Raw genomic sequence first — 16,247 nt, 5'->3', positions numbered from 1 at the left:
ACAGGAGACCGAAAATCATGCTGCCACCGATGCTCCCCCTGAGTGCCGTGCCGATCACTTCACAAACCGACCCGATCCGCCAGCGTCCGGATATTCCACCGGTGGTGTCGGTGCAGGAAAGCTCCAGTGAAAGCACCATTGACCTGCAAAAGCGCAATCCTGAAGAGGACGGGGCAGTGCTGCGCGAGGAGCAGCGCCGCAGGCAGGAGCAGGAGCAGGAGCGGCGCCGTCGTGAAGCCGATAATGACCCCGAGGCTCACCTGGCGATTCCCGGCGATGAACTCAATGCCGACAACACCGTACCGGTCGCACCGCTGATGGAAGATCAGCCGCGGCAGGGACTGTGGGTCGATATCGAGATTTGAGTGCAGGCTGGTCAGCGCGGCCGTCAGGCCGCATTATTGGCGGCAGGGTTGCCGAACGCTACGGCGGCTGAAACTCATTTCAAGCGATGCACTGACCGCCATGAGCCAAGACGACAAACTGATTGACCTCAATGCTGAACGCGCCAAGCGTGTTCATGACCTCAATGACAAGCGGCTCAATGAAGTTCGCCAGGCGTTCGAGCAAGCCATGCCATTGGGCAAGGCCAAAAAAAAGCCGAAAAACAAACCGAAAAAACGCTGATCCCCACCCCGCATTCATTGATGCGGGTCAAACTTTTCCCTTCCTCTTGCCCGGTCTCGGGCGACATTGATCCCGGTCAATATTCTGTCCTGCCCGTTTGGTTAACTTAGCCCCATCGCAACAGGGCAAGTTCAGGAGACGCGTCATGTTTTTCGACAACGTGGTGATCGCCGGGGTGCTGACTGTCAGCCTCATGTTGGTTTTTTTTTGCAGGATTCGGATTTTTTATCTGGAAGGATTCGCATAAGCGGAAGTAACCGCAGGTCTTTCTGGATGTAATGAGCACGCAAGGCATTTTGGGCAACTTCGGTTGCCCTTTTTTTTGCCTGCGAAAAACTATCGGTAAACACGTAACCCTGTAGGAGCGAGCTCTGCTCGGGATGACTGCAAGAACAACGCGTACATTCAGGCAGCCCGCGTCATCGTTGGCGTCCATCGCGAGCAGAGCTCGCTCCTACAGTGATTTTTTGTGATTGGCGGATATAAAAAAGGCGCGGTCCTTGCGGAGCGCGCCTTTTTCGATGCGGCTGTATCAGCTACCCAGTGCCTTCGAGGCCAGCCAGAACAACCCGGCCGACAGGGCCACGGTGGCTGGCAGGGTCAACACCCAGGCCAGCAGGATGGTTCTGACGGTGCCGCCTTGCAGGCCGCTTTTGTTGGCGACCATGGTGCCCGCTACGCCGGAGGACAGCACGTGGGTGGTGGAAACCGGCAGGCTGAAGATGTTCGCCATGCCGATCAGGCTGGCGGTGGTGATCTGCGCCGACATGCCCTGGGAGTAAGTCATGCCTTGCTTGCCGATCTTTTCGCCAATGGTCAGTACCACGCGTTTCCAACCGACCATGGTGCCCAGGCCCAAGGCCAGTGCTACCGCCAGAATCACCCAGAACGGGGCGTATTCGGTAGTAGTGGTCAGGTCTTTGCGCAGCTTGTCCAGGTCAGCCTTTTCACGCGCCCCGAGAGTTGGCAACTTGCTGACTTTCTTCGCGGTGTCGTCCAGGCAGAGCAGGTAACGACGTACTTCGATGCGGCTTTCCGCCGACAGCGAATGGTAGTCGGCTACACCCTTGAGGGTGTCGAGCAGGGCGGTAATGGTCGGTTCGGTCTGTTGCGGGTTGCAACGGAATTTCTCCGGCAGGTCGCCGTCCAGGCTCTTGCCCAGGGCCAGGAACTCGCCCAGGGTTTCGGAATTGCGCTGGTAGAACTGGCTCAGGTGCAGGGTCGCGTCGCGAGTCCGCTCGATCTGATAGGTCGTGCTGTTCAGGTCGAGGACGAACTGCGCCGGCACGATACCGATCAGGACCAGCATGATCAGGCCGATACCTTTCTGGCCATCGTTGGAACCGTGTACGAAGCTCACGGCCATGGCCGAGATCACCAGTACCAGGCGATTCCAGAACGGCGGGTGTTTTTTGTCGTCGATCTTGCGGCGCTGTTCCGGCGTCTTGTGCATCTTCGACAGCGGACGCCACCATTTAAGACCGATCAGGATCAGCGCGGCGATCAGGAAGCCGGCCATTGGCGAGAACACCAGCGACATGCCGATATCGATCGCCTTTTGCCAGTTCACCCCGTCGGCCAACGGAATTTCGTTGATCAGGGCGTTGGCCAGGCCCACGCCGAGGATCGAACCGATCAGCGTGTGGGAGCTGGAGGCGGGGATACCGAAGTACCAGGTGCCCAGGTTCCAGGTGATGGCTGCGGCGAGCAACGAGAACACCATCGCCAGGCCATGGCCGGTGTTCACATTGATCAGCAGTTCTACCGGCAGCAGGTGGACGATGGCATACGCCACGCCGACCCCGCCCAGCAGCACGCCGAGGAAGTTGAACACACCGGAGAAAAACACCGCCAGGTGAGGCGGCATGGCTTTGGTGTAGATAACGGTGGCCACCGCGTTAGCGGTGTCATGAAAGCCGTTGATGAACTCGAAGGCGAGGACAAAGGCCAGGGCGAGCAAGAGGCTCACAAGCACCCAAGCATCCAGTCCGCTGAATAAATCGATCATGAAGGTTTTCTGACCCGGTCATAAGGGGGCGCGATTATGCCAGAAAAGACTGCTAATCAATGCACTAGCTGCTCATCGGTAACATTCTTCAACGAATTTTTTTGCCGCAGCACCTAAAACCCCAGGGTTTTGCTGTGTTTTTTAAGTGGTTGATTTCGTTGAAAAAATACGCCGTAACAAAACCTTCACGACCCGGGAAGAGGGGCTTGAATGGTTGTACGAAAAATCTGAGAAATAGGTCAGATATCAGAAATCCGCCTGATTCTACGATGGTGATGGCCGCTGCCCGCTTGTAGCGGGCGCGAAAGGCAACATCAATACATCCCGCTTTTAACAGGTGCAGAGGCAGGCCCTTGTAAGGATCAGGCCAAAGCAGTCACGGCTCTTCGGCTTTGAGTTCCTTTTCCATTTTTTGAAGTTCTTGCTGGAAAACCTGATCCTGAACGGTGGCGCGTTTACGCCAGGGTTTGCGTTCCGGTTCGGGTTGAGCGGCGTAAGTGGTGACTTCTCCGCCGTAAACTTCCTTGTAACGTTGTTCCTGGCGCTCTAGTTCCGCGCGCAGTTCGTCTTTCGTCACAGTGCTACCTGATTGAGTTTGGATAAATTCTGGTGAAAACGCGCTGTATCAAATCGACTGATCACGTTCATCGAATGGGCAATGCCCCTCAAGGCATCGTTTTGGCAACGGCGTGATCAATACTTCCATGTCACAGGCGGCTACGACACCAGAGATAAATAGCTGACGTAGCTTCAGTCTCCTGTTTCAGCAAGCGCAATGGCAAGGCTGTGCAATGCGTATCTGGCGCTTGCTACGGGCAACGGCGATGGAACATCGCATTGCCGGGCAGCGGGTTCGGCAAGTAAAAAACCGAAGTGCTACTGAATTGTATTATAGCGGCCGATTTGAAGAACACTATCTCCAAAGAGTTAAAAGTGAATCTTGGTGTGTGACCGTTTTGTTGCTCAAAACTTGCGATTAACTGGAACGTCGACTGATACCACATCGCCGAGATGCCTTTCTGACGCCGTTAAGCCGAACAAGTTTCGGTATTTGGATTGCTTCATTAAGTCCTGTGTCAAGTCGATGTAAACAGCGGTTCGTGAGTCAGCGGAAAACCGGGTATCAGCGGATCGGGTGATTGACAGGGTGGATTGCGATTATCGGTCGAGCGTTCGATAATCGCCCGGAGATGGCGGGCCGGGCTTGAGTGCCAGGCGGTAGCCCTTTGTAATAGTCGCTGATCCGAGTGGGTAAAAGGACCTTGTATGAACGATCAAATGCGCAATTCCTTCGCTTCAGTGGCTCCCCCCATCGTTGCCTCACCGGCCAAACGGATCCAGGCGCTGACCGGCGACCCGGACTTCATGACGTCCCTTGCCCGTGGCCTGGCCGTGGTGCAAGCGTTTCAGGAGCGCAAACGGCACCTGACCATCGCCCAGATCAGTCACCGCACGGAAATTCCCCGCGCCGCCGTGCGACGTTGCCTACACACCTTGATCAAACTCGGCTACGCCACCACCGACGGCCGCACCTATTCGTTGCTGCCCAAAGTGCTGACCCTCGGCCATGCCTATGTGTCATCGACGCCGCTGGCGGTTTCCGCCCAGCCTTACCTGGACCGCATGAGCGAGCAACTGCACGAGGCCTGCAACATGGCCACGCTGGAAGGTGATGACATTCTGTACATCGCCCGCTCTGCGACCACCCAACGCCTGATTTCGGTGGACCTGTCGGTGGGCGGGCGCTTGCCGGCCTATTGCACGTCGATGGGGCGGATTCTGCTGGCCGCGCTGGATGACACTTCGCTGGGCGAATACCTCGATCACGCTGAATTGCAGGCCAAGACCAGCCGTACGATTCACACCCCCGAGGCACTGCTCGAATGCCTGCAAGAGGTGCGGCAGCAAGGCTGGTGCATCGTCGACCAGGAGCTCGAGCAAGGGCTGCGTTCGATTGCCGTCCCGGTGTATGACGCCTCTGGCCAGGTGGTCGCGGCCCTCAATGTCAGCACCCACGCCGGGCGAGTCAGCCGCAATGAACTGGAACAGCGTTTTCTGCCCGGCCTGCTGAGTGCCAGTCGCGACCTGAGTACCCAGTTGTTCTCCTAAGCTGTTCGATAAACGCACAGAGTCGCGTTCAGCGAATTGACGCTGTTTCCTGTGGATCATTACTGTCGCGACTGCGTCAGCCCCGGCTGGCCCCTTTTCGACTGTGATCCACGGAATAAAAATAATGAACCAGCCTCAGTCTGCTGTAGGTAACTGCCTCGACGTGCAGTCCTTCATCAACGCTCAACCCATTTCGCGCTACCAGTGGCGGGTGGTGATCCTGTGTTTTCTGATTGTCTTTCTCGACGGCCTCGATACCGCGGCCATGGGCTTCATCGCGCCGGCGCTGTCTCAGGATTGGGGGATCGATCGTGCCAGCCTTGGCCCGGTAATGAGCGCAGCCTTGATCGGCATGGTCTTCGGTGCACTGGGCTCCGGTCCTTTGGCTGACCGCTTCGGGCGAAAAGTCGTACTGGTCGGGGCGGTGCTTCTATTCGGCGCCTTCAGCCTGGCCTCGGCCTACAGCAGCAATGTCGATCAGTTGCTGGTATTGCGCTTCCTGACCGGCCTGGGGTTGGGCGCAGGCATGCCGAATGCCACGACCCTGCTGTCGGAATACACCCCGGAGCGCAAGAAGTCCCTGTTGGTGACCAGCATGTTCTGCGGTTTCAACCTCGGCATGGCCGGCGGCGGATTTATCTCGGCCAAGCTCATTCCGGCCTTTGGCTGGCACAGCCTGCTGCTGATCGGCGGAGTTCTGCCGCTGATCCTCGCCGTCGTTTTGCTGCTTTGGCTGCCGGAGTCGGCGCGTTACCTGGTGGTGCGTAACCGCGGTACGGACAAAGTGCGCAAGGCACTGGCGCCGATTGACCCGACAGTGGTGGCCCAGGCATCCAGTTTCAGCGTGCCGGAACAGAAAACCGTGAAGGCGCGCAATGTGTTCGCGGTGATCTTCTCCGGCAGCTGCAGCGTCGGCACCTTGCTGTTATGGCTGACCTACTTCATGGGCCTGGTGATCGTCTACCTGCTGACCAGTTGGCTGCCGACGCTGATGCGTGACAGTGGCGCGAGCATGGAGCAGGCCGCCTTCATCGGTGCGTTGTTCCAGTTCGGTGGCGTGTTGAGTGCGGTGGGCGTGGGCTGGGCGATGGACCGGTTCAATCCGCACAAGGTCATCGGCACTTTCTACCTGCTGGCCGGGGTGTTTGCCTACGCGGTAGGGCAGAGCCTGGGCAACATCGCGCTGCTGGCAACGCTGGTGCTGGTGGCCGGGATGTGTGTCAACGGTGCGCAATCGGCAATGCCGTCGCTGGCTGCGCGGTTTTATCCGACTCAGGGGCGGGCCACCGGAGTGTCGTGGATGCTCGGGATCGGTCGCTTCGGTGCCATCCTCGGGGCGTGGATGGGCGCGACGCTGCTGGGGCTGGGCTGGAACTTCGAGCAAGTGCTGACGGCGCTGGTGATACCGGCGGCGCTGGCGACCACGGCGGTGGTGATCAAGGGCATGGTCAGCCATGCGGATGCGACCTGACAGCCTGATCCGGAATCTCGTGTGTATTTGAAGGCCTCTTCGTCGGATCGCCGCCCGGAGCAAGCCCGCTCCCACAGGGTTCAGTTAATCCTGGTGGGAGCGAGCCCTGCTCGCGAAGCTTTTTGGGGATAGGTAGCCAGACAACAATGTGTTCGATAATCGAACGCTCAGTCGATTATCGGATTGTTTGGCCTTTTTCAGAAGCTTAACCTTCAGTCATTCCGGCGCTGCGCATCGGCGCCTTCTTCCACTGTCGGTTAACAATAAACGGGAGCCTGCCCCAATGGCTGAAATCCTTTCGCTGCACGACGCGGTGAAGCAATTCGTAAACGACGGCGATACGGTCGCGCTCGAAGGCTTTACCCACCTGATCCCGACGGCGGCGGGTCACGAAATCATTCGCCAGGGCAAGAAAGACCTGACCCTGGTGCGGATGACCCCTGACTTGATCTACGACCAGTTGATCGGTGCTGGTTGTGCCCGCAAGCTGATTTTCTCCTGGGGCGGCAACCCGGGTGTCGGCTCCCTGCATCGCCTGCGTGACGCGGTGGAGAAACAGTGGCCGCATGCGCTGGAGATCGAAGAACACAGCCATGCCGACCTGGCCAATGCCTACGTCGCCGGCGCTTCCGGCCTGCCGTTCGCGGTCCTGCGTGCCTACGCCGGTTCCGACTTGCCGAAGGTCAACCCGCTGATCAAGTCGGTGACTTGCCCGTTCACTGGTGAAGTACTGGCCGCCGTGCCTTCGGTGCGCCCGGACATTACCGTGATTCACGCGCAGAAAGCCGACCGCAAGGGCAACGTGCTGCTCTGGGGCATCCTCGGCGTGCAGAAAGAGGCCGCACTGGCCGCCAAGCGCTGCATCGTCACCGTTGAAGAGATCGTCGACGACCTCAATGCGCCGATGAACGCCTGTGTGCTGCCCACCTGGGCCTTGAGCGCGGTTTGCCACGTACCTGGCGGCGCGCACCCGTCCTACGCCCACGGTTACACCGAACGCGACAACCGTTTCTACCAGGCCTGGGACCCGATTGCCCGCGATCGTGAAACCTTCACCGCGTGGATCAACGAATACATCCACGGCAGCGCTGACTTCAGCGAGTTCCAGGCCAAACTGGCCGCCGCTTCGGAGGCGAAGTAATGACTTACACCACCAATGAAATGATGACTGTCGCCGCCGCTCGCCGTTTGAAGAATGGTTCGGTGTGCTTCGTCGGTATCGGCCTGCCGTCGAAAGCGGCCAACCTGGCGCGCCTGACATCCTCTCCTGATGTAGTACTGATCTATGAATCGGGTCCGATCGGTGCCAAACCAAGCGTACTGCCATTGTCGATCGGTGACGGTGAGTTGGCGGAAACCGCCGACACCGTGGTACCGACTGGCGAGATTTTCCGTTACTGGCTGCAGGGCGGACGCATCGACGTCGGTTTCCTCGGCGCGGCGCAGGTCGACCGTTTCGGCAACATCAACACCACCGTGGTCGGCGATTATCACGCGCCGAAAGTGCGCCTGCCAGGCGCCGGTGGCGCGCCGGAGATCGCCGGTTCCGCCAAGAGCGTGTTGATCATCCTCAAGCAGTCGGCGCGTTCGTTCGTCGATAAACTCGACTTCATTACCTCGGTCGGCCACGGCGAAGGCGGCGATTCGCGCAAGCGTCTCGGCCTGCCGGGCGCCGGCCCGGTCGGGATCATCACCGACTTGTGCATCATGGAGCCGGAGGAGGGTACCCACGAATTCGTGGTCACCGCGCTGCACCCGGGCGTGACCCGCGAGCAAGTGGTCGCCGCCACCGGTTGGGCAATCCGTTTTGCCGACAACGTTGAGCAAACCGCCGAGCCGACCGAGGTCGAACTGACCGCGCTGCGTGATCTCGAAGCCCGTACCGCTGCGGCACACGGCCAAGCCCCGGGAGAAGCGTGATGCGTGACGTTTATATCTGCGACGCGATTCGTACCCCCATCGGCCGTTTCGGCGGTGGCCTGTCGACGGTGCGTGCCGACGACCTGGCCGCCGTGCCGATCAAGGCCTTGATCGAGCGCAACCCATCGGTGGACTGGAACGCGGTGGACGAGGTGTTCCTCGGCTGCGCCAACCAGGCCGGTGAAGACAACCGTAACGTCGCGCGCATGGCGCTGTTGTTGGCGGGGTTGCCGGAAACCATTCCCGGCGTGACCCTCAATCGTCTCTGCGCTTCGGGCATGGATGCCATCGGTACCGCGTTCCGCGCAATCGCCAGTGGCGAGATGGAGCTGGCGATTGCCGGCGGCGTCGAGTCGATGTCCCGTGCGCCGTTCGTGATGGGCAAGGCCGACGCAGCGTTTTCGCGCAACATGAAGCTCGAAGACACCACCATCGGCTGGCGCTTCATCAACCCGCTGATGAAAGCGCAGTACGGCGTGGACGCGATGCCGCAGACCGCTGACAACGTGGCCGACGACTACAAAGTGTCCCGTGAAGATCAGGACGCCTTTGCCTTGCGCAGTCAACAACGCACCGCCGCCGCGCAATCCGCCGGGTTCTTCGCCGAAGAAATTGTCGAAGTACGGATTGCCCACAAGAAGGGTGAAACCGTGGTCAGTCAGGACGAGCATCCTCGCGCCGACACCACCCTGGAAGCCCTGACCAGACTCAAACCGGTCAACGGCCCCGACAAAACCGTCACCGCCGGCAACGCCTCCGGAGTGAACGATGGCGCAGCGGCGCTGATCCTGGCCTCGGCCGAAGCCGTGAAGAAACACGGCCTGACCGCCCGCGCCAAAGTGCTGGGCATGGCCAGCGCCGGTGTCGCGCCGCGGGTGATGGGGATCGGCCCGGTGCCGGCGGTGCGTAAACTGACCGAACGCCTCGGTGTGGCGGTCAGCGATTTCGACGTCATCGAACTCAACGAAGCGTTCGCCAGCCAGGGCTTGGCGGTGTTGCGTGAACTGGGGATCGCGGACGACGCGGCCCAGGTCAATCCGAACGGTGGTGCGATTGCCTTGGGTCATCCGTTGGGCATGAGCGGCGCGCGACTGGTGTTGACCGCGTTGCATCAGCTGGAAAAAACCGGGGGCAAGAAAGGTCTGGCGACCATGTGCGTCGGCGTCGGCCAGGGTCTGGCCTTGGCGATCGAACGTGTCTGACACGTCCCGTCGACTAACAAGAACTGAGGAAAGTGTAATGACTGACAAGCCTGGATACCGTCGCCCGCAGGCGGGCACTCAGCCGGAGTACCTGCACCCGACCTATCAATCCACCAACTTGCGCTCGCCGTCCAAGCCGTTGGTGTTTCTGCCCCATTCGTTGTCGGAAATCACCGGACCGACCATCGGCGCCGAGCGCGTCAACGAGAAGGATAACGACCTGACCGCTCAGCATGAGGGGCAGCCACAGGGTGAGCGCATCATCATTCACGGCCGTGTCCTGGATGAAAACGGTCTACCGGTGCCGGGGATTCTGGTAGAGATCTGGCAGGCCAACGCCGCCGGCCGCTACGCCCATGCTCGCGACCTGCACGACGCACCGCTGGACCCGAATTTCACTGGCACCGGCCGCACCGTGACCGACGCCGATGGCTGGTATCAGTTCCAGACCATCAAGCCTGGCGCTTATCCATGGGGTAACCACCACAACGCGTGGCGCCCGGCGCATATCCATTTCTCGCTGTTCGGGCCGAGTATTCTGACGCGCCTGGTGACGCAGATGTATTTCCCGGGTGACCCGCTGCTGGCGTACGACCCGATCTACAACTGCGTGCCCGATACCAGCGCCAAAGAGCGTTTGATCGCCACGTTCGATCTGGAAAAAACCATCCCTTCCTATGCCCTCGGTTATCGCTGGGACATCGTATTGCGCGGCCGCGATGCCACGCCGATGGAGAAATAAGATGACGCTGACTGCGACCACGTCCCACACCGTCGGGCCGTACTACCACATCGGCCTGACCTGGCTGAACCGCGAAAACCTGACCGTCGAACAAACCCTGGGCGAGCGCGTGGCGATCACCGGGCAAGTGGTCGACGGCAATGGCGACATCGTCAACGACGCGATGCTGGAAGTCTGGCAGGCCAACGCCGCCGGCAAGTATGACCACCCCGAAGACGACCAGGACAAACCCCTGGACCCGAACTTCGAAGGCTTTGGTCGGGTGCCGGTGGATGCCGAAGGACGTTTTCGTTTCACCACCATCAAGCCGGGTACTGTCGAGGGACTCAAAGGCACGACTCAGGCGCCGCACCTGGTGGTGCTGGTGTTTGCCCGTGGCCTGGTGAAGCACTTGCTGACACGGATTTACTTCGATGGCGAAGCGGCGAATGTGAACGATCCGCTGCTGGAGTGCGTGCCGGCCGAGCGTCGGGGTACTTTGCTGGCGAAGAAGGATGCAAGCGGTGTGTACCAGTGGAATGTGATTCTGCAGGGTACCGATGCCGAGACGGTGTTCTTTGATTATTGAGTGAACACCATAAATCCCTGTAGGAGCGAGCTTGCTCGCGAAAAAGGTCTGGGCAACGCGGGCATTCAGGCAGCCCGCGTTATCGCTGACGTCCATCGCGAGCAAGCTCGCTCCTACAAGGGATCGCGTTACCGATCCATCTGTGGAACGGGGCTGTTGCAAAGTGTGTCTAGACTCTCACTGTCCCCATTGAGTGAAAAACAATGACAACGCCAACCGCTACACCCGCGTTATATACCGGCGAAGAGCGCAGAAAACGGATCTTCGCCATTGTCGGCGCCTCGTCCGGCAACCTGGTCGAATGGTTCGACTTCTATGTCTATGCCTTCAGTGCGCTGTATTTCGCGCCGGCCTTTTTCCCCTCCGACAACCCCACGGTGCAGTTGGTCAATACCGCGGGCGTGTTTGCCGCCGGGTTCCTGATGCGACCGATTGGCGGCTGGATTTTCGGTCGGTTGGCAGACAGGCACGGGCGCAAGAATTCGATGTTGATCTCGATTCTGATGATGTGCTTCGGCTCGTTGCTGATCGCTTGCCTGCCGACCTATAGCAGCATCGGGATCTGGGCACCGATCCTGTTGCTGTTTGCGCGTTTGCTCCAGGGCCTGTCGGTAGGTGGCGAGTACGGCACCACCGCCACCTACATGAGTGAAGTCGCCCTCAAGGGGCAGCGCGGTTTCTTCGCTTCGTTCCAGTACGTGACGCTGATTGGCGGGCAACTGCTGGCGGTATTGGTCGTAGTGATCCTGCAACAGTTCCTCAGTGAAGACGAGTTGCGTGCCTACGGTTGGCGGATTCCCTTCGTGGTGGGGGCCATGGCGGCGCTGGTGTCGCTTTATCTGCGTCGTTCGCTGAAAGAAACCACCAGCAAGGAAATGCGCGAGAACAAGGACGCCGGCAGCATCAGCGCACTGTTCCGCGACCATAAAGCCGCGTTCATCACCGTACTGGGTTACACCGCCGGTGGTTCGCTGATTTTCTACACCTTCACCACGTACATGCAGAAGTACCTGGTGAACACCGCCGGCATGCCGGCCAAGACCGCCAGCTACATCATGACCGGCGCGCTGTTCCTCTATATGTGTATGCAACCGGTTTTCGGCATGCTCGCCGACAAGATCGGCCGGCGTAACTCGATGCTCTGGTTCGGCGCCCTCGGCACGCTGTTCACCGTACCGATCCTGTTGAGCCTGAAAAGTGTCAGCAGCCCGTTCCTGGCCTTTGTATTGATTACCCTGGCACTGGCGATCGTCAGTTTCTACACCTCCATCAGTGGCCTGGTGAAAGCCGAGATGTTCCCGCCAGAGGTGCGTGCACTGGGTGTCGGCCTGGCGTATGCGGTGGCGAATGCGATCTTCGGCGGTTCGGCGGAATACGTGGCCTTGAGCCTCAAGGCCGGGGGGATGGAAAACTCCTTCTACTGGTACGTCACGGTGATGATGGCGGTGGCGTTCCTGTTCAGCCTGCGCCTGCCGAAACAAGCCGCGTACCTGCATCACGATCTTTGATCTTTTCGCGCGGGCCGTAGCGGCCCGCGCCTCCAGGAATTGTTTATGAACCAGCGACCGGGCAATCAATTGTTCGATGCCTATTTCACTGCCCGCGATATGCGCGACGTGTTCTGCGATCAGGGCCGGGTCCAGGCCATGCTCGATTTCGAAGCGGCACTGGCCCGGGCCGAAGCGCGGGTCGGGTTGATTCCGTCGAGTGCTGTTGCGCCGATTGAAGCGGCTTGCAGCGCCGGACTTTACGATTTTGCGGCGTTGGGCGAGGCGATTGCCACGGCGGGTAACTCGGCGATTCCGTTGGTCAAGGCGCTGGGCAAGCAGATCGCGGCCACCGATGCCGAAGCCGAACGTTATGTGCATCTGGGCGCGACCAGTCAGGATGTGATGGACAGCGGCCTGGTGTTGCAACTGCGCCGTGCACTGGAACTGATCGAAAGCGATCTGGCGCAACTGGGCCAGACCCTTGCGACGCAGGCCCAACGCTATGCGGCCACGCCGCTGGCCGGGCGCACCTGGTTGCAACACGCAACGCCCGTTACCCTCGGCATGAAGATCGCAGGCTGGCTGGGGGCGGTGACGCGCAGTCGCCAACGCCTGGCGGAACTCAAGCCACGACTGCTGGTACTGCAATTCGGTGGTGCATCCGGGACCCTGGCGGCCCTTGGTGAACAGGCCATGCCGATTGCCCGGGCGCTGGCCGAAGAGCTGCAACTGACCTTGCCCGATCAGCCATGGCACACCCAGCGTGACCGCGTGGTGGAGTTTGGGGCGGCACTCGGACTGATCGCCGGCAGTCTCGGCAAGCTCGGTCGCGACATCAGCCTGCTGATGCAAACCGAGGCCGCCGAAGTGTTCGAACCCTCGGCACCGGGCAAGGGCGGTTCCTCGACCATGCCGCACAAACGCAATCCGGTGGGCGCGGCGGTGCTGATCGGCGCGGCGACTCGCGTACCCGGTTTGCTTTCGACGCTGTTCAGCGCCATGCCCCAGGAACACGAGCGCAGCCTCGGCCTGTGGCATGCCGAGTGGGAAACCCTCCCGGAAATCTGCTGCCTGGTGTCGGGCAGCCTGCAGCAGGCGTTGTTGATCGCTCAAGGCCTGGAAGTGGATGCCGGGCGCATGGCTCGCAACCTCGACCTGACCCAGGGGCTGGTACTCGCCGAAGCAGTGAGTATCGTCCTGGCGCAACGGGTTGGGCGCGACACCGCACACCATCTGCTGGAGCAATGCTGCAAACGCGCCGTGGCCGAACAACGTCACCTGCGTGCGGTACTCGGCGACGAGCCGCAAGTAACCGCCGAACTGTCGGCGAAAGAACTCGATCATCTGCTGGACCCCGCCCATTACCTCGGTCAGGCCAAAACCTGGGTCGAGCGGGCGGTGGCTGAACATTCTGCATTGACTGCCTGAAGGAGACTGCTGTGGCTTTTGTACAACTCGCCGAGGGCGAACTGCATTATCAAATTGAAGGACCGGTCGATGCGCCGGTGCTGGTGCTGTCCAACTCCCTGGGCACGGACCTGCACATGTGGGATGCGCAAATTGCAGCGTTCACCGAGCATTTTCGCGTGCTGCGTTTCGACACCCGTGGTCACGGCAAATCCTTGGTGACACCTGGGCCATACAGCATCGAGCAACTGGGCCGCGACGTGCTGGCGTTGCTGGATGCCTTGCACATTGAGCGCGCGCATTTCTGCGGTCTGTCCATGGGCGGGCTGATCGGCCAGTGGCTGGGGATCAATGCCGGCGAGCGCCTGAACAAGCTGTTGGTGTGCAACACCGCAGCGAAAATCGGCGATCCATCGGTATGGAACCCGCGTATCGAAATGGTGCTGCGTGACGGTCAGGCGGCCATGGTCGCCCTGCGCGATGCGTCGATTGCCCGCTGGTTCACCCCGGACTTCTCGGCAGCCAACCCGGCGGCGGCCAAGCAGATTACCGACATGCTGGCGGCGACTTCGCCTGAAGGTTATGCGGCCAATTGCGCAGCTGTGCGCGATGCCGATTTCCGCGATCAGTTGTCCTCGATCAAGGCGCCGCTGCTGGTGATCGCCGGCACTCAGGATGCGGTCACGCCGCCGTCGGGTGGGCGTTTCATTCAGGAGCACGTGCCGGGCGCCGAGTACGCCGAGTTCTATGCCGCGCACCTGTCCAACGTGCAGGCCGGCGCTGATTTCAGCGAACGCGTTCTGGCCTTTTTGAAGGCTCGTTGAGGGAAATTCCGTGGACGAGAAACAACGTTACGACGAAGGCATGAAAGTCCGTCGCGCGGTACTGGGCGACGCTCATGTCGACCGCAGCCTGACCACCCTGACGGAGTTCAACTCGGAGTTTCAGGAGATGATCACCCGCCACGCCTGGGGCGACATCTGGACCCGCGAGGGCCTGCCGCGCCACACCCGCAGCCTGATCACCATCGCCATGCTGATCGGCATGAACCGCGAGGGTGAACTCAAACTGCACCTGCGCGCTGCCGCCAACAACGGTGTCAGCCGTGGCGAGATCAAGGAAGTGATCATGCAGAGTGCGATCTATTGCGGGATTCCGGCAGCCAATGCGACGTTCCACCTGGCCGAGTCGGTGTGGGATGAGTTGGGGGTTGAGTCGCGGGAGTGATTCGCGCGCAGATTTCAAATACACCGAAGAACCAGTGTGGGAGCGGGCTTGCTCGCGAAGGCGGTCTGTCAGTCGAAGTTTTTGTTGGCTGACAGACCGCCTTCGCGAGCAAGCCCGCTCCCACATTTGTTCAGTGTTTACAACAGGCTGATCGGGTAGCTGATGATGACGCGGTTCTCATCGAACTCGTTGTTGCTGTAGTCGCGACGCATGGTCGAGTTGCGCCATTTCACGTTCAGGTCTTTCAGCGCACCGCTCTGCACGGTGTAACCCAGTTCTGATTCACGTCCCCATTCCTTGCCATCGGTGATGCTGCCGGTGTGCACGTTATCGCCACTGATGTAGCGGTTCATCAGGGTCAGGCCCGGTACGCCGAGGGCGACGAAGTTGTAGTCGTGGCGCACTTGCCAGGACTTTTCCCGGGCATTGTCGTAGCTGGAGTTGTAGCTGTCGTTGGCCAGTGTGCCGCCGCTGGTGCCGTTGACCCGCATCCAGGCGTTGTCGCCGGTGAGTTTCTGCAGGCCGACGTAGAACGTGTTGCCGCCGTATTTGGCCGAGAACAAGCCGTACATGGTCTTGTTGTCCAGCTCACTGGCCCGGGCGCTGCCGTCATCCTTGCCGTAGAAGAAACCGAGGTTGGCGCCCAGGGTCCAGTCGCCAAGCGGTTGGCTGTGGATCAGATTGATGAATTGCTGGCTGTAGATGTCCTTGAGCTCGGCGTTCCACAGACCGATCTGGGTACGTTTGTCGTTGAACAGGTATTCACCGCCCTGGAAGTTGAAACGGTCGGAGGTGAACGCGGCTTTGCCGGTCATCGACATGTCGCTCATGCTGCTGTCGTCGCGTGGGCTGTTCTGGCGGAACTGGCCGCCGTAGAGCGTCAGGCCGTTGATTTCCTTTGAGGTGATCTGGCCGCCACGGAAAGTTTGCGGCAACGAGCGACCGTCGTCCGAACGCAGGATCGGCAGCACGGGCATCCATTCGCCAACTTTGATTTCGGTCTGTGACAGCTTCGCCTTGAACGCCACGTTGGTGCGGCCGAAGTTGTCCGCCGGGCGGCCGTCGTGGTCCAGCGGCAGCAATTGCGTACCACCGGTGCCTTTGCCGCCGTCGAGCTTCACCGAATACAAACCGAGCACATCCATGCCGAACCCGACGGTGCCCTGGGTGAACCCGGACTTGGCGTCGAGGATGAAACTCTGTGTCCATTCTTCAGCCTTGCCCTGGGCCTTGGTCGGGTTGGTGAAGTTGCGGTTGATGTAGAAGTTGCGCAGGTTCAGGTTGACCTTGGCGCCTTCGACAAAGCCCGGCTCTTCGGCGCAGGCGGGCAGGGCGGTACTGGCCAGGGCGGCGGCGATCAGGCCGGGAACGAAATATTGCGCGGTGGAAGGCGTCATGGACTCGGGTCTCTCTAATTCTTGGGGATGAAGCGGGGTGATGCCGCAACCCGGGGTTGCAGACGAACATTGGAATTCA

At 60.2% G+C, this 16,247-nt stretch carries 16 protein-coding genes and 1 pseudogene; 14 read left to right on the top strand and 3 right to left on the bottom strand.

Annotation, left to right across the window (positions count from 1 at the left end):
- Positions 1-17: 17 nt before the first annotated feature.
- From ACEN8Q_RS17060 to ccoM, 3 genes and pseudogenes are all read left to right on the top strand, one after another.
- Positions 18-365: an aspartate-semialdehyde dehydrogenase gene (locus tag ACEN8Q_RS17060; protein ID WP_413703470.1), complete on the top strand. Its 348-nt coding sequence runs from the start codon at positions 18-20 to the stop codon at positions 363-365.
- Positions 366-465: 100 nt separating this feature from the next.
- Positions 466-627 carry a hypothetical protein gene (locus ACEN8Q_RS17055; RefSeq protein ID WP_008016476.1) on the top strand — a complete coding sequence of 54 codons (162 nt, stop codon included), beginning with the start codon at positions 466-468 and terminating at the stop codon, positions 625-627.
- A 145-nt stretch (positions 628-772) separates the two neighbouring features.
- Positions 773-884, top strand: a pseudogene (ccoM, locus tag ACEN8Q_RS17050) (cytochrome c oxidase subunit CcoM).
- Between the two features lie 275 nt (positions 885-1,159).
- On the opposite strand, the gene ACEN8Q_RS17045 reads toward ccoM, so the two are convergent.
- Together ACEN8Q_RS17045 and ACEN8Q_RS17040 are read right to left on the bottom strand one after the other, a co-directional pair.
- The gene (locus ACEN8Q_RS17045) at positions 1,160-2,635 is read right to left on the bottom strand and encodes an inorganic phosphate transporter (RefSeq protein WP_413424468.1); all 1,476 of its coding nucleotides are present in this window, start codon (positions 2,633-2,635) and stop codon (positions 1,160-1,162) included.
- A 376-nt stretch (positions 2,636-3,011) separates the two neighbouring features.
- Positions 3,012-3,212 (bottom strand): hypothetical protein, encoded by a 201-nt coding sequence (locus tag ACEN8Q_RS17040; protein WP_007986337.1) that lies wholly within the window; start codon positions 3,210-3,212, stop codon positions 3,012-3,014.
- Positions 3,213-3,901: 689 nt separating this feature from the next.
- Between ACEN8Q_RS17040 and pcaR the strand changes: the two genes are divergently transcribed.
- From pcaR to pcaC, 11 genes are all read left to right on the top strand, one after another.
- Positions 3,902-4,744, top strand: coding sequence for a pca regulon transcriptional regulator PcaR (gene pcaR / locus ACEN8Q_RS17035; RefSeq protein ID WP_008016479.1), 843 nt, complete (start codon positions 3,902-3,904; stop codon positions 4,742-4,744).
- A gap of 124 nt (positions 4,745-4,868) precedes the next feature.
- A complete protein-coding gene (locus ACEN8Q_RS17030) occupies positions 4,869-6,215 on the top strand; it encodes an MFS transporter (RefSeq protein WP_413703469.1) in 1,347 nt (448 codons plus the stop codon).
- A gap of 283 nt (positions 6,216-6,498) precedes the next feature.
- Positions 6,499-7,356 carry a CoA transferase subunit A gene (locus tag ACEN8Q_RS17025; protein WP_008016482.1) on the top strand — a complete coding sequence of 286 codons (858 nt, stop codon included), beginning with the start codon at positions 6,499-6,501 and terminating at the stop codon, positions 7,354-7,356.
- Positions 7,356-8,135, top strand: a complete 780-nt coding sequence (locus tag ACEN8Q_RS17020; protein ID WP_057400795.1) for a CoA-transferase subunit beta — start codon at positions 7,356-7,358, stop codon at positions 8,133-8,135. Before ACEN8Q_RS17025 ends, ACEN8Q_RS17020 begins: the two co-directional genes overlap by 1 nt.
- Positions 8,132-9,337: a 3-oxoadipyl-CoA thiolase gene (pcaF, locus tag ACEN8Q_RS17015; protein ID WP_413424463.1), complete on the top strand. Its 1,206-nt coding sequence runs from the start codon at positions 8,132-8,134 to the stop codon at positions 9,335-9,337. Before ACEN8Q_RS17020 ends, pcaF begins: the two co-directional genes overlap by 4 nt.
- A gap of 37 nt (positions 9,338-9,374) precedes the next feature.
- Entirely contained in the window at positions 9,375-10,079 is a 705-nt protein-coding gene (pcaH, locus tag ACEN8Q_RS17010) for a protocatechuate 3,4-dioxygenase subunit beta (RefSeq protein WP_108216752.1), read from the top strand.
- 1 nt (position 10,080) lies between these two features.
- Complete coding sequence (gene pcaG, locus ACEN8Q_RS17005) at positions 10,081-10,647, top strand: protocatechuate 3,4-dioxygenase subunit alpha (protein ID WP_057400792.1); 567 nt, start codon at positions 10,081-10,083, stop codon at positions 10,645-10,647.
- Between the two features lie 203 nt (positions 10,648-10,850).
- Positions 10,851-12,155: an MFS family transporter gene (locus ACEN8Q_RS17000; protein ID WP_413424460.1), complete on the top strand. Its 1,305-nt coding sequence runs from the start codon at positions 10,851-10,853 to the stop codon at positions 12,153-12,155.
- Between the two features lie 45 nt (positions 12,156-12,200).
- Entirely contained in the window at positions 12,201-13,565 is a 1,365-nt protein-coding gene (locus ACEN8Q_RS16995) for a 3-carboxy-cis,cis-muconate cycloisomerase (RefSeq protein ID WP_413428898.1), read from the top strand.
- Positions 13,566-13,576: 11 nt separating this feature from the next.
- On the top strand, positions 13,577-14,368 hold the full coding sequence (gene pcaD, locus ACEN8Q_RS16990) for a 3-oxoadipate enol-lactonase (RefSeq protein ID WP_413703468.1): 792 nt from the start codon (positions 13,577-13,579) through the stop codon (positions 14,366-14,368).
- Positions 14,369-14,378: 10 nt separating this feature from the next.
- The gene (gene pcaC / locus ACEN8Q_RS16985; RefSeq protein ID WP_008016493.1) at positions 14,379-14,771 is read left to right on the top strand and encodes a 4-carboxymuconolactone decarboxylase; all 393 of its coding nucleotides are present in this window, start codon (positions 14,379-14,381) and stop codon (positions 14,769-14,771) included.
- A 137-nt stretch (positions 14,772-14,908) separates the two neighbouring features.
- On the opposite strand, the gene ACEN8Q_RS16980 is transcribed toward pcaC, so the two are convergent.
- A complete protein-coding gene (locus tag ACEN8Q_RS16980; RefSeq protein ID WP_413703467.1) occupies positions 14,909-16,168 on the bottom strand; it encodes an OprD family porin in 1,260 nt (419 codons plus the stop codon).
- Between the last annotated feature and the right edge of the window lie 79 nt (positions 16,169-16,247).

The sequence above is a fragment of the Pseudomonas sp. Pseusp16 genome (assembly GCF_047324915.1).
GTDB lineage: Bacteria > Pseudomonadota > Gammaproteobacteria > Pseudomonadales > Pseudomonadaceae > Aquipseudomonas > Aquipseudomonas fluorescens_CD.
Note: the sequence above shows the minus strand (reverse complement) of the source record. Positions and strands in the feature narration are given on the sequence as shown.